Source organism: Vibrio sp. K4, assembly GCF_051122595.1.
In the GTDB taxonomy this organism is placed as follows: Bacteria; Pseudomonadota; Gammaproteobacteria; order Enterobacterales; family Vibrionaceae; genus Vibrio; species Vibrio owensii.
In genome coordinates this window covers 12,044-27,412 of record NZ_CP178580.1, presented here as the reverse complement: position 1 = coordinate 27,412, position 15,369 = coordinate 12,044, and the positions used below count along the sequence as shown (strand labels likewise).

Annotated in this window: 16 protein-coding genes and 1 pseudogene; 11 read left to right on the top strand and 6 right to left on the bottom strand. The window is 41.5% G+C overall.

What is annotated here, in order from left to right; all coding sequences use genetic code 11:
- Window positions 1–130 precede the first annotated feature (130 nt).
- From ACLIIY_RS28830 to ACLIIY_RS28810, 5 genes are all read left to right on the top strand, one after another.
- The gene (locus ACLIIY_RS28830; RefSeq protein ID WP_023622802.1) at window positions 131–337 is read left to right on the top strand and encodes a hypothetical protein; all 207 of its coding nucleotides are present in this window, start codon (window positions 131–133) and stop codon (window positions 335–337) included.
- A gap of 1 nt (window position 338) precedes the next feature.
- Window positions 339–815 (top strand): hypothetical protein, encoded by a 477-nt coding sequence (locus ACLIIY_RS28825; protein ID WP_025789542.1) that lies wholly within the window; start codon window positions 339–341, stop codon window positions 813–815.
- Window positions 815–970 carry a hypothetical protein gene (locus ACLIIY_RS28820; RefSeq protein ID WP_032072633.1) on the top strand — a complete coding sequence of 52 codons (156 nt, stop codon included), beginning with the start codon at window positions 815–817 and terminating at the stop codon, window positions 968–970. Before ACLIIY_RS28825 ends, ACLIIY_RS28820 begins: the two co-directional genes overlap by 1 nt.
- A 138-nt stretch (window positions 971–1,108) precedes the next feature.
- Complete coding sequence (locus ACLIIY_RS28815) at window positions 1,109–1,444, top strand: hypothetical protein (RefSeq protein WP_023622799.1); 336 nt, start codon at window positions 1,109–1,111, stop codon at window positions 1,442–1,444.
- A 12-nt stretch (window positions 1,445–1,456) separates the two neighbouring features.
- Window positions 1,457–2,773: an insecticidal delta-endotoxin Cry8Ea1 family protein gene (locus tag ACLIIY_RS28810; protein WP_025789543.1), complete on the top strand. Its 1,317-nt coding sequence runs from the start codon at window positions 1,457–1,459 to the stop codon at window positions 2,771–2,773.
- A gap of 35 nt (window positions 2,774–2,808) precedes the next feature.
- Here ACLIIY_RS28810 and ACLIIY_RS28805 read toward each other — a convergent pair whose 3' ends face one another.
- Window positions 2,809–3,288 carry a hypothetical protein gene (locus ACLIIY_RS28805; RefSeq protein WP_023622796.1) on the bottom strand — a complete coding sequence of 160 codons (480 nt, stop codon included), beginning with the start codon at window positions 3,286–3,288 and terminating at the stop codon, window positions 2,809–2,811.
- Window positions 3,289–3,516: 228 nt separating this feature from the next.
- Here ACLIIY_RS28805 and ACLIIY_RS28800 point away from each other — a divergent pair, with 228 nt between their 5' ends.
- Complete coding sequence (locus tag ACLIIY_RS28800) at window positions 3,517–4,437, top strand: IS5-like element ISVa2 family transposase (protein WP_010446562.1); 921 nt, start codon at window positions 3,517–3,519, stop codon at window positions 4,435–4,437.
- On the opposite strand, the gene ACLIIY_RS28795 is transcribed toward ACLIIY_RS28800, so the two are convergent.
- A complete protein-coding gene (locus ACLIIY_RS28795) occupies window positions 4,422–4,952 on the bottom strand; it encodes a hypothetical protein (RefSeq protein ID WP_031856358.1) in 531 nt (176 codons plus the stop codon). The two genes, ACLIIY_RS28800 and ACLIIY_RS28795, sit on opposite strands and share 16 nt — an antisense overlap.
- 415 nt (window positions 4,953–5,367) lie before the next feature.
- Between ACLIIY_RS28795 and ACLIIY_RS28790 the strand changes: the two are divergent.
- The 5 genes and pseudogenes from ACLIIY_RS28790 to ACLIIY_RS28770 all read left to right on the top strand — a co-directional run.
- Window positions 5,368–5,641: pseudogene (locus tag ACLIIY_RS28790) on the top strand (transposase zinc-binding domain-containing protein); the annotation flags it as partial.
- A gap of 330 nt (window positions 5,642–5,971) precedes the next feature.
- A complete protein-coding gene (locus ACLIIY_RS28785; RefSeq protein WP_025788934.1) occupies window positions 5,972–7,201 on the top strand; it encodes an ABC-three component system protein in 1,230 nt (409 codons plus the stop codon).
- A complete protein-coding gene (locus tag ACLIIY_RS28780) occupies window positions 7,182–7,847 on the top strand; it encodes an ABC-three component system middle component 1 (RefSeq protein WP_023624625.1) in 666 nt (221 codons plus the stop codon). The genes ACLIIY_RS28785 and ACLIIY_RS28780 overlap by 20 nt, the downstream gene beginning before the upstream one ends.
- A complete protein-coding gene (locus ACLIIY_RS28775) occupies window positions 7,822–10,155 on the top strand; it encodes an AAA family ATPase (protein ID WP_025788935.1) in 2,334 nt (777 codons plus the stop codon). The genes ACLIIY_RS28780 and ACLIIY_RS28775 overlap by 26 nt, the downstream gene beginning before the upstream one ends.
- Before the next feature lie 388 nt (window positions 10,156–10,543).
- Window positions 10,544–11,368 (top strand): hypothetical protein, encoded by an 825-nt coding sequence (locus tag ACLIIY_RS28770; RefSeq protein ID WP_023624627.1) that lies wholly within the window; start codon window positions 10,544–10,546, stop codon window positions 11,366–11,368.
- 416 nt (window positions 11,369–11,784) lie between these two features.
- Here the strand turns inward: ACLIIY_RS28770 and ACLIIY_RS28765 are convergent, their stop codons facing one another.
- The 4 genes from ACLIIY_RS28765 to ACLIIY_RS28750 form a co-directional block, all read right to left on the bottom strand.
- A complete protein-coding gene (locus ACLIIY_RS28765; RefSeq protein WP_023624628.1) occupies window positions 11,785–12,459 on the bottom strand; it encodes a cold-shock protein in 675 nt (224 codons plus the stop codon).
- A gap of 53 nt (window positions 12,460–12,512) precedes the next feature.
- A complete protein-coding gene (locus tag ACLIIY_RS28760; protein ID WP_023624629.1) occupies window positions 12,513–13,499 on the bottom strand; it encodes a DNA-binding protein in 987 nt (328 codons plus the stop codon).
- A gap of 734 nt (window positions 13,500–14,233) precedes the next feature.
- Window positions 14,234–14,554 (bottom strand): hypothetical protein, encoded by a 321-nt coding sequence (locus ACLIIY_RS28755; protein ID WP_025788937.1) that lies wholly within the window; start codon window positions 14,552–14,554, stop codon window positions 14,234–14,236.
- Window positions 14,538–15,203, bottom strand: coding sequence for an AAA family ATPase (locus tag ACLIIY_RS28750; protein WP_031419872.1), 666 nt, complete (start codon window positions 15,201–15,203; stop codon window positions 14,538–14,540). The genes ACLIIY_RS28755 and ACLIIY_RS28750 overlap by 17 nt, the downstream gene beginning before the upstream one ends.
- Window positions 15,204–15,369: the final 166 nt, after the last annotated feature.

The following is a 15,369-nucleotide window of genomic DNA, read 5'->3' as shown; positions in this document are numbered from 1 at the left end:
CAACAAAGCCGTTGCTTACTTGAAATTTGGTAAAGACTATCCTGCTGGCGTTATTGTTTATAAGAATATGATTCCGGTGGTTGGTAGTGATCAACTTGTCAAATAAGCATTTAAATTATGAAGGTGATATATGAACGTATTAAAGGTTATAGATAAACATATTAAAAACGATTCAACGGAGCATGATAATTTAGTGACTTTTATTGATGTAAATAGAGAGGTGATACCAAACGCAGATAAGATAATTGATCTTTTGTGTCGCCATGAAACAGAAACAAAACGCTATCATGCAATGTTACGAACTGAAATTGTTGAACTACTAAAAAGAGGAAAATAAAATGAAATTTATAATTTTAATATTAGCATTTTTATTGTCCGCTTGTTCCACTCAGCCAGTGCTTCAAGCGTCCCATTCGAAAGATTTTTATCCGGCAATGGGACACTCTTTTGTTCCTTTGGATACCACAGATTTTGCATACGGCATTACTAATAATCATGGGGCAATCGTTGTTTCTGAGGACGGCGTTTATATGATAGTAGCAGCCCCGCAAGTCGGCTGTATGATGTGTGACGGCGAGTTTAGGTTATGGTTAAGCGTTAACGGAAAGTACGTTGAAAACTCAAATGTACTGCTTAACGTTGACGACTCAATTAAGGATGTAATCATTTCACAAGGCGCAATCCCTCTAAAAGCTGGCGATGTTGTGCAAGTAATGATGTATGGAGACAACGGAATTGGGCTTGAGGCAATCAACCGTGCAAACGAACCCTTAGTGCCAGCGATCATTTTTACCATGTATAAGGTAAGTAACTAATGAAATGGTTAATGCTTATTTTTATTGGTGGTTGCACCGTAAATTTTCAGGTTGAAACTACTTCTACAGCACAAAGTGGAAATGGTGAACTTGCGGAAGTCATTGAAACAAAAGAAACAAGCGAAACGGATGCCCAAGTCTTTCCTGTAAAATGAATTAGTTAACATATATTGATCATAAAAATGCATTCTTTTTTACAAAGTAACATTTCATTTATGTTTGTTTTCTTATTGATGCAACACGTTTAACTTAAACGTGTTGCATAATTTTGTGCAATTTAATAGGAGAACATCATGAGTAACAATATAAAACATGAAACTGACTATTCTCACGATTGGACTGTCGAACCAAACGGAGGCGTCACAGAAGTAGACAGCAAACATACACCTATCATCCCGGAAGTCGGTCGTAGTGTAGACATTGAGAATACGGGACGTGGGGAGCTTACCATTCAATACCAATGGGGTGCGCCATTTATGGCTGGCGGCTGGAAAGTGGCTAAATCACATGTGGTACAACGTGATGAAACTTACCATTTACAACGCCCTGATAATGCATTCTATCATCAGCGTATTGTTGTAATTAACAATGGCGCTAGTCGTGGTTTCTGTACAATCTATTACCACTAAGAAGGTGCTCACATGACTAACGAATACGTTGTAACAATGTCATCTTTGACGGAATTTAACCCTAACAATGCTCGTAAAAGTTATTTATTTGATAACTATGAAGTTGATCCTAACTATGCTTTCAAAGCAATGGTTTCATTTGGTCTTTCAAATATTCCTTACGCGGGTGGTTTTTTATCAACGTTATGGAATATCTTTTGGCCAAATACGCCAAATGAGCCAGATATTGAAAACATTTGGGAACAATTACGTGACAGAATCCAAGATTTAGTAGATGAATCGATTATAGATGCCATCAATGGAATATTGGATAGCAAAATCAAAGAGACACGCGATAAAATTCAAGACATTAATGAGACTATCGAAAACTTCGGTTATGCTGCGGCAAAAGATGATTACATTGGTTTAGTTACTCATTACTTGATTGGACTTGAAGAGAACTTTAAGCGCGAGCTAGACGGTGATGAATGGCTTGGTTATGCGATATTGCCTCTATTAGCAACAACTGTAAGTCTTCAAATTACTTACATGGCTTGTGGTCTGGATTATAAGGATGAATTCGGTTTCACCGATTCTGATGTGCATAAGCTAACACGTAATATTGATAAGCTTTATGATGATGTATCGTCTTACATTACAGAACTCGCTGCGTGGGCTGATAACGACTCTTACAATAATGCAAACCAAGATAACGTGTATGATGAAGTGATGGGTGCTCGTAGTTGGTGTACGGTTCACGGCTTTGAACATATGCTTATTTGGCAAAAAATCAAAGAGTTGAAAAAAGTTGATGTGTTTGTTCACAGTAATTTAATTTCATATTCACCTGCTGTTGGTTTTCCTAGTGGTAATTTCAACTATATTGCTACAGGTACGGAAGATGAAATACCTCAACCATTAAAACCAAATATGTTTGGGGAACGTCGAAATCGTATTGTAAAAATTGAATCATGGAACAGTATTGAAATACATTATTACAATCGCGTAGGTCGACTTAAACTAACTTATGAAAATGGGGAAGTGGTAGAACTAGGCAAGGCTCATAAATATGACGAGCATTACCAATCTATTGAGTTAAACGGCGCTTACATTAAATATGTTGATGTTATTGCCAATGGACCTGAAGCAATTGATCGAATCGTATTTCATTTTTCAGATGATCGAACATTTGTTGTTGGTGAAAACTCAGGCAAGCCAAGTGTGCGTTTGCAACTGGAAGGTCATTTTATTTGTGGCATGCTTGCGGATCAAGAAGGTTCTGACAAAGTTGCCGCGTTTAGCGTGGCTTATGAATTGTTTCATCCCGATGAATTTGGTACAGAAAAGTAGTAAATAGTAAAAACCGTCCATAAGGACGGTTTTTTTTATGCTTCAATATCGAACATGACATTAAGACCGTTAATTCTATGTCTTAGATTGCAACGCCTTGCTTTGAACTTATAACTTAGCGTATCACCGCCTCCAATATTTTTAGCTGTAACCACTAATTTAAATGCAGCGCCATTAAAGAAATTTCCTTGCAGCATGATGTTTTGCTTCTTTCTAGACGCCATATATTTTTGTAAATGTTGATTGTTCATATTCAATTTATAACCGCGTACGTTTGGAAGAAAGATTTCCTCTGTAGCGACTGTGAACGGCATTTCATCATCAAAATTACAATCATTCATATGACCATATCTTGATGAGTGCAAACGACCGAACTCAGTACCGAAATGAGTAGTGAACAAAGCGGGGAACTCAATATTTAAATTTTCCCCTCTTGCGCAAGCTTGGACCGCCGTTAAGATATATGTTGAATCAGCAAAAGCTTTACCACCTGATTCGACAAAATGAGCAATCAAATTTAGAATCGCAATTCTTGATTGGCTACTTGTAGATGAGTTGTAAGGTTCCCATACACAGGGATCAAATCCATCATTTACTAGTAGGACAACTTTTTTAACAAACTCTTTATCGTATGATTTCTTTGTTGCTTTTGGACTATTTGTATGGCTTTGTTGCGTAATTCGATGGAACTAAATCAAGAAACTACGATCTGAGCGGCTACGCCCATCAATCGTCGTAGCCTCATGCCTAAACCTCGTTACAAAACAACTAACTGGAAGCAGTACAATAAATCCTTAATCAACCGTGGTTCTCTGACCTTTTGGATTGATGAGGAAGCGATAGCTGAGTGGAAGCAAAACAAACAAGGCAAGCGTGGTAGACCTCGCCGATTCAGCGACTTAGCCATTACTACCGCACTGATGGTGAAACGCGTTTTCTCTATGCCCTTGAGAGCGCTGCAAGGTTTTCTAGACTCCGTATTTAAGCTGGCTAACATCCCGCTTGTTTGCCCGCACTACACCTGTATAAGCCGCCGAGCTAAGGAAGTTGAAGTTTCATTTAAAACCAAAACCAGAGGAGCAATACAACATCTGGCCATTGATGCCACTGGCCTCAAGGTTTATGGCGAAGGTGAATGGAAGGTCAAGAAGCATGGAACTGATGGGAAGCGAAGAGTCTGGCGTAAGCTGCATATCGCGGTAGATACAAGCACCCACGAAATAGTCGCAGCAGAGCTGAGCTTATCTAACGTAACTGATGCCGAAGTGCTCCCCAACTTACTCAAGCAAACACGTCGTAAAATCATTGAGATATCAGGCGATGGCGCTTATGACACAAGGAATTGCCATGATGCCATACGGATCAAGCGAGCTGTTCCGCTCATCCCGCCAAGAGAAGGAGCAGCCTTCTGGGAACAAGGGCATCCTCGTAACTTAGCGGTAGGTTGCCAGAAGCTCTACGGCTCCAACAAGAAGTGGAAAAAGCGGTATGGCTATCATAAGCGCTCTCTGTCAGAGACCGCAATGTACCGAGTAAAACAGTTGCTAGGTGGGAAATTAAGTCTAAGAAATTACAACGCTCAGGTTGGCGAGACTTACGCCATGATCAAAGCACTGAACAAACTTACAGGGCTTGGTATGCCTGAAACTCAGTATATTGTATAACAGTCGCTCAACTTTAGGAGGTTTGGTTTCTCGTCTGAATTACGCAACAAAGCCTCTTCTAACCTCAATGAAACTGCATTGATACCATCAGTTACAAAACCAAAGTAAGTACTTTGTTCTTTATTGTTTAATCCATTCAAATATTCAAATGTTTGAGAAATAGCATCATCAACATGAGCTTTACTCTTTAATTTTGATGGATGCTTGAACTCAATTACAACACTACCTATTCGACTGTCAATCCTGCCTTTTTTACTTTTTCGACCATTCGCAGTCATTTTTACAGTATCAATAGATTCTTCTTTGGACGGTTTAAACTCTAGACCTAGAACATTTTTTAGTAGCTCCAAATACACCGTATCAAAAGCATAAACGACGTCTGCTTCGCTCTTAGCCGACTTTGCAAGTGCTACTATTTTGGTGGCGGCCGTAGACAAAATGTCTTTGAATGTAGATGTTTGAAGTATGAACTCAGTGGTTTTAGACTTGAGTTCTGATAAGTTTTTTTGATCCATGCTTGAATATCGATGTTTAGGTAACTTTATCGTTGTATTTTACCATAGTTCAGTCCCAACGCTCAGCGAAAACGTCTTGTTGGGGTTTTGTGCCCATTTCAGCAGAAAGTCCAGACTTAGCTCTGAGGCTATGTCCTGTAAGGCCTAGCGAAATTATGATTCTTAATACCAACGATACTTTTGAGTAATTTTTGCACAAAAACCGTTATAACTTTGGAGTGCACCCTAAACTCACACTTTGCGGGAAGTCTTCTTCACTCATTTTGCGAAAACCGGCGGCATAGGCGCCTGAGCGAGCTACGCTCGAAAGCAAAGAGACTTAACCTTCACAGTGTGCTGACAATTCTGCATTACCCTAGTGGTCATGCACCTGCGATCACTCAGACAACTTTTCTCTCGGAATGGCACCTGAGCCATCTACCTCAGTAAACACATATTTGAAATCAGAGATGTCGTTGTCGCTAACGTCACCCGAATGCTCGCTTGTGGCTCAGCGAGCATGGGGTCACGCCTCTATAAGTGCAAAAACTCTGGCTGTACCTACTACACCAAATACCTCAATCAAAGCTGTAAGTCTCGAGCTTGCTGCAGTGGTGGCGTCAAATCCACCGAAAGGTGGATGGTTGCTTAATCGATTATTCAAATGCGCGTCCAACATTTTAACGACTTGGGCGAAACGGCAAGACTTAGTGTACCCAGAGCCAAAACCTCATCGAAAATCAGGATTGTTGCTTCCTACGTTGAAAGACCGGCGTTATCAGCTTCATATCCCCCACCTCTGTCACGCCTGCGTGGATCGCTGAATGACTGTAAAAAATGACAATAAAGATTGATCAATCTCAGAAACGTTTTGGGACAAAAATGGTTCAACAATATCTGCTGGGTATGTGGCTATCCAAACAATATTCTTGATAAAGGCTGGGAAATGGAAAATTCACTCTCCAAATACACCAAATTAGTACAGAAATTTATACAATTACAGTAACATGAATCCGTCATACTGGCAGCAAGGAGTTCATGTGAGCCAACAAGAAGAAAAATACCCGGCCAGCGCCATATCCTCCTGGAGCGGCTTTGTTTACCAAGGAAAAGTCGCACTATATCACTCACTTAAGCTTATTCTCGATGATGATTTGGACTTCGAACTTCAGCTAGACAGTAGCGACGACTTCGCTATTTATAAGGCAGGAAAGCTTCATTCTGCTCATCAAGTTAAAGCCAAGATTAGTAAATATCGCAGTGGCTATGCCAAGGCACTGGAACAGTCCACTTTAATCGAATATGACAAAGCAAAGGGGACTACTCGTTACTTTCATGTATCTGTCCCGCTAGAAAATACAGATGATCACATCGGTAATAACGGAGAAACAGTAAAATTCTACCGCTACGGGAACAACTTTCATTGTGGACTAGGTGAGATCGAAGGACTGACCAAAGCACTGATAAAAAATATATGTGAGAAACAGTCCATCACTGTCAGTGATAATCTCATAAATTTTAACTATTGCTTACTCTCAGAAAAAATAAGTACCAAGGCAATACACAATCACAAACTAAATCAAGAGGACGGTTTTTCAGAAAACAAAGCTGCTTACGAAGGCCGTATCGAGGCAAAAGATATCCTAGAGGAATTGCTGACCGAAAACCCCTATCAGAATCGCGACTACTATGCCGTTGAGTTGAAGGCCAGGCTTCAAACCTACCTAGAAGAACGGCTAGAGCAGGCGCTACCAACAATGAATGACACCACCTATGAAAGAGCCCGGCGTCTGTGCGAGCACATGCGCAATACACATATCAATGAATTAAAAAACTTATGCCAGATGATGAAGCCATCCGAGCGGTTTCAAGATATTCAGAAGAACGATATCAGGCGCTACACCAAGCTCATACAGGCTATTTCAGTGGAGCCCATATTCAACCATCTTCCTCATTACATCGACAGAGAAAATCGGTTCTACGTACCTACAGCGCTTGACGTAGATGCAAGTGAAGAGTGTGAGTCTGACATGAACCATGAAATGAAAAACAACGGTGACCTGCTGAGGCTACTTTTTGAGTACAACCATCTAATTGCCAGCAAAGCGGAAGCTTCATTCACCTTTGATACGAAATTCACAAACTCGGATGACTTCGACGACAAACGGGCCACTGAAAAGCTTGAAAGCAACATTACCAAGTCGCTATGTATTAGCGTGATTACTAAAGACGACGCGGAGGACCGACTGAATGATAAAGCAACTCATTGATGAAGCACTTGTTGATCATGGCTTTGTGAGTAAGCGTGAATTGGACAACACAAGCTTTTATATTCGCGATTCTGGATCTGCGATCAGATTCGCAGTCGTACATAATCTCGATGAACTCATTACACCAACCGAGCTGAACAGCCAGATCAATCAGCTTGCTCCTGAGGATTTTCTCAGAAACCCAAGCTTTAAGAAAAACTGTGACTTAATTTGTATTTATCGCCTTGACGTGCTGGCCGAGTTCAAGGAGCACGAAGAAGGAATTTTCAGTATTGAGGAAGACCCGCATTTTTATAAAAAATATGTCCTCTACTACAGTATTGCTGAAGAAAGCGCTCTCACTGATTTTACCTACGAAAAACTTGTATCCGTGATTTCTGACAAAAAGGAATTTATTGGTTACAAAGAAAATCCTCTAGTAGCTTCACAATATAGCTTCGCTGCCAAGACCTTTATCAAGCTTCCTTTCTTGGAGCTACCTATTCACCAAGGAAACCTCGTGTCCTTGAGGCAGCAAGCAATTGAGGCCGTCGCAGAAGCTGGCCGAAGTGATACGTATGCGACTATTCAACAAGTCACAAACGCAAATGCCGACGAGGTTATTAAGGAAATGATTAAAAATGAACTGGAAAATATCCAAGATTGAAGTCTCTAGCTTCAAAGCATTCAAGCATATCTACTTGGACCTTGGCGAGTCGGCGTTGCTAACTCTCGATGGCCCAAACGGTTATGGCAAAACAAGCATATTCGACGCCATCGAACTACTGCTTACCGGTCAGGTTAGTCGAATACAAAATCTATTCTCTACTTTACTAAGTAATCGCACAAAGAACTACGCAGACAATCTCTTCTGGAATAATCGCTCCGGCGAGAACGATCTCTGTATTAAAATTGAATTCACTAATGATGATCGTAAACTTGTTTTAGCTAGACATTGTCCAACGGTGATATTCAAGAAGCCAGCGAACAATCGTGCAGACAATTATGAAAATTTTAAGCTTTACGAACTACCGACATTCGAATCATTTGACTTCACAAAAGCAAATCTGCGCGACAACAATTTCCTTGACGAAGTTTTCGGTAAAAATTTCAGGGAAAACTTCTCCTTCCTTAACTATCTGGAGCAAGGACAAAACCGATTGTTGCATACTAGGGTAGACCAACGTAAGGATAAGCTAGGAAACCTCTTTAATATCAGCGATATCGAAGCCGAGATCGAAAGCTGCAACAACATATACAGTAAACTTACAAAGCACATCAACGATCCTGAGCGTAAGGCAAAAATCGAGTCACTAAAAGAAGAGATAGCCACCCTAAGAGACACATTACAGGCTGAGGCTGGGATCGTTGGGTACAAAAAGCTCTCGACGACTGATGTTCAGCCTGGATGGGACAAGGAGAACATCTTTTCGACGTATTCAGCGGTAGATCATGCTGCCTATCAAGAATCAGTTCGCAAAATTATTGCCCTTCTACCGCTCAAAGCCACAATAAAAACTAGGGTTCACAACGAGGTAATCGATGCCGACATCAAACGTAACGAAGAATCTCTGAGAAGCTTAGCTCAGTTCGGTAAAGACCTTAACAAGCTTGATGAGCTTGAAGCAATCAAGAAGGGGATTGATGAACTGGAGCGTTCAGCGGCTATCATCAAGCGCGGAGCCTCAATGATCAAGGTCGAAGAAGCTCAATCACTACCAAACTGGGCGGATGGGCGCCTTGAGTCGTTTGAGTTACAAATTGAATCCCGAAACAACCTCCGTGATAAAAGCAGTGCCAATGCGAACGCCATAGCCGAATTAGAACGCCTGAAAACACAGCTGATTGACGAACATAAGAAGTCCTATCCTGATGACCATTTGTGCCCTCTCTGTGGTACGGATTGGGAAGATCACAAATCAATGGTTGGTGCCATTGAAGCAAGAACTAAGCAGATCTCTGAATCACTGAGCAAGGACGGTAAGGAATTAGTTAACCTTATCGCTGCTATGGACGCTGAGCTGAAGCTCATCGACACCCATATCCAAAACAACTTGAAAGTTCTCAAGCCTACATTTGAACCAAATCTTCATGCAGAACTGACCAAAATTAAGCTTCGGCTCCCGGCAATAACCCTGCTAATGGAGAAGTTGAAAAGCGACAATCTTCAATTTACTGACACATTTACGGAAAGTAATGACGTAGTAAATGAGCGACTTGAAAAGCTCAAAGAGATTCTAAGGAATAAAAAACAGACTGAAGTCGATGCTTTAGCGCTGCCAGAAGACTGGCGAGAAACAACAATCAGTGCCTTCAAAGACCTAGAGGACTTCTACATAATAACGGCTGAAGACTTACGGGATAAAGAGCAGTACATATCGATTAAAGCCAACGAGGCGCAAAATGCCAGACTTCAAACCTGTATTTCCGCTCTTAAACTTATCGAAAAAGAAACCTTAGCGGCCCAAAAAGCACAAGAAAAAATAAAAAAGCTCCGCGATACACTGAAGGATACAGAACAAAGGTATACCGACCAGACAATTTCGGCTATTGAGCTCATATTCCATATCTACAGTGGCCGGCTGATCCAAAACTACCAGCGCGGTCTAGGCCTATTTATCGAGAGCCGAGACGGTACGCAGTTAAGGTTTCTGACTGCTGAGAAATCTGAACACGACGCAGTCATGTCCATGAGTTCTGGTCAGGTGTGTGCTCTTGGGCTTGCCTTCTTTCTTTCACTCAATAAAGTCTATGCCAAGGTACCTCTCATATTGATTGATGATCCTTCTCAATCTCTGGATGAAATCAACGTTGCTTCCTTAACCGACTTACTCCGTTGCGAACTTAAACATTGTCAGTTGATTGTCTCCTCACATGAGGATGATATCTCTGCCTATATGCGCTATAGGTTCGATAGAGCAGGCTTGAAAACAAGCTCACTCAACATGCAGTTATTGGCAAAAGAGGCTTTGTAAACGCTGCCTATAGCAAAGTAGCGACCTGAGTATCCGTGATGTTGAAGTGGATGAGTTGGCTGTTCTGAATAGGGAGTAAACAAAACAATGTGGCCTGGTTTTATTAGGTAAAGTATTCCAAAATCAGGTCTCTATTAATCGATGTTCTATCAGTCATAGCTTACTTTGGGGCAAAGGCGCACAACCAGTGTTCCACATTACTTAGACCGAGAGACTAGTTAGAATGTCTTCTGACTGTCGTTGTTAGAGATGTCGCAGGGAGGAATAACTGTGAAGGAATCAAACTTGTACTCATTTTGAACTTTACAGATTAGGCGTTACCCGTTGATTCATCAGTAAATACCCCCATATAGAATGTTATTAGTAGCGTAACTCGAGGGTAAATATTTTGGATGTTTCTCAGGTCAAAATGCCGTTCGCGATCAGCAATCAAACAGGGCATATTATCGGTATCGCCGAGGTTGAGCGTGGCGATGATTGTGATTGTCGATGCCTGTCTTGTGGAACACTGGTAACAGCAAGGCAAGGGAGTAGCAACCAGTGGCACTTCGGCCATCGAACCTGTGAGGTTAGTACCTCAAACGAGTGCCGATTTTCTCCCGTTACGGCGCTCGCACTGATTATTCGTCAAGAACTACCTCAGTTAGTACAATTTGATTTAGACGAATGGACATTTTCCGACACACTATGGGAGTTAGAGGTCATAAAGCATGGATTCCGCTGTGATGCTTATGCTAAAGACGCCGAAACTGGTATATCTGTCCTTGTAGAAATCCCATTTGCAGACGGCAAAATGAACGATGTAGATCAGATCCCGGAAGAAATAGACCTTGTATTACGTGTCGATACTCATTTAATGGCCAATGCGCTCTATGTTAATAAGCCCAAAGATAAGGTCTACCGCGCCGATGAAGTATTCTGTTTGTTGTTAGAGCATTGGGGCAAATGGGTTTCAATGGAGCGATGGCCAGAGCAAAAGTCAGATAATATTGCGCCCGAGGAAGTTACAGACAAATATGAAGCGATAGATAGAGATGAAGGTATAACTGCTTCACACCCGTTACAGAGCTCAACCAAACTATGTATTTACTGCGATGTAGAGCCAGGCTTTCATGCTAAAGGGTTACTTTGTAGGACCTGCGTTAGGCGCTACGTTGGGCCGCGATTCAACTCTATCTCAGAAATGGCCTCTCACTACAAAAAACTCAAGTAACCCTGTTCGAGTATCATACTGGCTACTCTATACATCCACATTCAGCGTTCTGCCTAAATTCGTATTTTGTTGCGAAGAATGTATGCCAACTATGTAGCGTCAATTAACCACCCTTGTTCAGCGACAATTAGAGGTTAAATTTTGCACAGTGGTTTGGTTCTAGATTAAACACAAAATAGAGATGAAACTCTTACTAAGCCAAAACCGATAGAGCCTTGCCCTGTCAAGGATGAGAGCGCAGCGAACACCCCGTAGGGGCTTCCTTTATAGGGCATGGGTCGAAGGACAATTTTAGGTAAGAGGAGCAAATCTAATTGTCGCTACATAGCCAACCAGCTCGTGCAGAGCAATTGTATGTATGTTAGGGTTGCGAGCGCTTGCGCTGGCCTATTAGTAGGCTAGCATTCTTCCTGACATTAACTTCCCATACTTGCATAGGAACGGAAAGCTCCTGCTCTTGCGCTAGACCTCGCGTTATGCAGATCTAGAGCTTGGCAAACCAGCTTGTAGTACTGAGGGTCAATAGCGGCCCCAAAACTCCATGACTCCTCACCATCGTGCATCGTCAAGTCCCCTGTTAGTGTCGGATATTTCGTCCACAGCTTATTAGCGCGAATCCATGCTGACAACTGTCCGCTAGTTGAGAACCCTTGGCTACGAGCAGCCACAATCAGAGCGTTAAGTTCAGAATCACGAGTCTCACGAGCTTTACGAAGAGCCTCTTGCAGAACAGCCTCACGTGCATGCTTTTCTGCTTTAGCCACTTCATAGAGCTTGATGTTCTCCGCCACTTGATTAATGAAATCGGCGTTACCTTCGCGAATATCTTGAGGGATCTCAGATAACTTGCTCCACATCTGCTTAACAGCCTCGCCTTTAGGGGTGATCTCTGTAGTGAACCAAAAGCATAGATCTTCTTGAAGCGTAGTAGTTTTCAGTACGGACTCAAACTGCTTAGCCTGTTTGATATGAAAGAACACTTCTTTAGACCCCATTATTACATAGTGAATGAATTTACATTCAGAGAAAATGAAGCCGAAGCCACGATCGTCTTTGTAGTTTTTGATCTTACCGAATTTAAGCTGCTGCATAATAATTGCGATTTTTCACGTGATAGAAGCCTCAACATATCAAAAGTGGAGGTTTATTGCTCTTGATAGTGCATTAACTGGCCTTCTAGTTTCGCATTCAGCTTCTGAACTTCACCAAGAGAAGCTTGCGTTTCTAGGAGTGCTTCGTTCTTCTTGTTTAGCTCCGAATTTAAGCTTTCAATGCGACTTTCAGCGCGAATATATGCAGCTTTCTCTTCATCGAACTTGCCTTGTAACTGCTCATTAGCAGCCTTTTGATTCGCGATCTGTTCGGTTAACGAACCCAGCTGCCCTTGCAACGAACCCAGCTCTTTCTCCGAATTTTTCAAATTTGCATTCAGTTCAGCCATTTCGTCGGACTTCTCTCCTAACTGCTTAACTAGTTGCTCAACTTGACCTTGTGCTTTCGCTTTATCTGATTCGGCATTATTAAGCTGCTGTTGCATTGATGTGATCTGTTTTTGCATCTCAGCTAAGCGTTCATCACGTTCAGAAACGGTATCAAGCGCCGCTTTCGTTTCACTCTTCGCGACATTCAATGCCGCATTGAGCTGGCTGTTCTCTTTGTGCTCTAGCTTTAACTGCTCTTGTAAGTCCGCATTCGCTTCGAGCGCATCTTCTAGCTGCTCAAACGCTTTATCTTGTTCTTGAATCGATTCTGCTTCGCGCTTTGCTGCATTCGCAGCACGTTCGTTTGCTTCTGCAATGGCTTGGTTAAGACGTTGCTCAACAGTGTAATGAGCGTGGTCGTTGATCTGATGAACAAGCTGTTCAACATCACCAAGCATTAATGACAAACGCTCAGCAATTTCCGGCGGTAACTCCTGATGAACAATGGTTTGCTCATTAGAGTCTGGAAGCATCGGCGCTAGGATTTCACCAGAATCCTCAAGTGCCTTAAACGCAGACATTAAGGCAGACGGACGGCCTGTACCAATCTTGTTGCGCAGTGACGTTCCGTTGATGTTTTTACCTTCAACCAAAAGCGCATTTGCCGCTTCTTTAACTTGCAGATCCGAAAAAGCTCTTTCTCTGGCCATGCTTCATTCCCCTGTCACTTTCAAAGTTTGTTTGTACGTTTGTTATTATACGAACAAACTAACGTACATACAAACAATCTGTACAAAATTAAAACAAACAGAAGCGCCCTACAGTCAAGGGTGCACAAAAGCGCAGAGGTTACCCTCTCATAGCCACGTAAAGAGCCAACCTTGGAGAAAAGTGATCATTTTAAGGATTAAGAGAGAAGATCGCGCCGAAATGAAATCGCATCACAAATGATTAACATTTGGACGAAAACTGTAATTTTCTTTCAGGTAGATAAAGGGAGAAATCAGGGAGGAAAAGAGTGACTTTTGCAATTCTGCTGTCATCGCTGCGTCGAAACAGGCAAAAGCCACTCTAAATTTAGCTATTTAACATATTACATCTAATCAACACCACGGAATACAATGCGGTAAATGTTTTTTACATTAGGTTTAAAAATGTCCGCCACTCTCCCCTTCCAGGTCCGCATGAGCGCTTATACTCTAGCGAGAGACAAAAGATTCAACGACGCTTCTCTGAACCGGTTGGAAAAAGTCGCGCTCGATGAGACTAGCGAGCAACCTGAGTTCATCATCAGTAGCGTTTTGGTTTAGTGTGTGTGGTTAATGCTACAATTCCCTTGCATTGAAACTCCCTTCTAGGGTTTTAGTTTCCCTCTAGGTAGGTTTGGCGATCGCATCGGGATGGGTTATCTAATAAGTTGATTACCATAAATAAGATAATTAGCTTATTTATGGTAATTAAACCATTTCCATAATTCTTCATCTGACATATTTTCACAACGTTCCGCAATAGCTCGAATGAAACTAGAGCGATCTAACGAAAAATCTTCATCTTTAGAATAAGAAATGACATTCAATCTTTTATGAATTTTATCCAATTGTTGAGCTTCAGACTTCGTCAAAGAGACAGTAACAGGCTCCCGCTTTTCTCCTTTTTGTTTTGGGCGTCCTACCGTGCGAGAAACTTTAGAATCAGCACCATCAACAAAGGCATCAGCTTCCTTCACTTTTTTTTCTTGAGCTTTTAAATTAGATCGAGAAAGCATCTAATATCTCCTTAGTTAAGCAACTAATCTCAGACTTTGCTTTATTGTCTTTCCATTCATGAACACCACATGCATGATGAAAAGCATCACGATGTGCTTTTCGGTCTGCAACAACTGTCCTCATCAAATGAAATTCAGGATATTCACTAAGCAACTGCTTTGCAGTTTGTCTTTCAGCATGAGTATTAGTCGGCGCCATATTAATAAAAACAGCAACTTCTAGAGCATCATTAAAATCACGAGCGGATTCAACTGTCTCAGCCATATGCTCTAACAGTTCCAAATCTGCATGACTAGCCTTAGTTGGCATGATCATGAGATCTGCAGCCAGCATTGCACTGCGCATTTCTCGACTATCACGACCAGCAGCATCAACAATAATGAAATCATAATTTTCAATTTCTCTTTGTAGCTGCTTAGTAATATTTCCATCTAAGCGAATACATGGAAACTCCTTTAAAGCTCCCCCAATCTCTATTCGCCTTTGATTCCAACGATAAAGAGTACCTTGCGGATCGGCATCAAGTAGTAAAATTCGACTAGTATCTTCTTGATATTTTTCATGAGCTAAAGCGACGGCAAGGTTGCAAGCCGTATTCGACTTACCAACACCACCCTTTTGATGACCTAGAAGGATAATTTTTTTCATACAGGACTCCATTGAATAACCACATCACAATCCTACTAATTGAAAACAAGAAAAACAAGAAAAACAAGAAAAACAATCAATTTATCATAATTATATTATTTTCATAAATAAGATAATTAATAAAAACAAAATAAATATAACAACCATTAGAGCTTAGGAAGCAAAG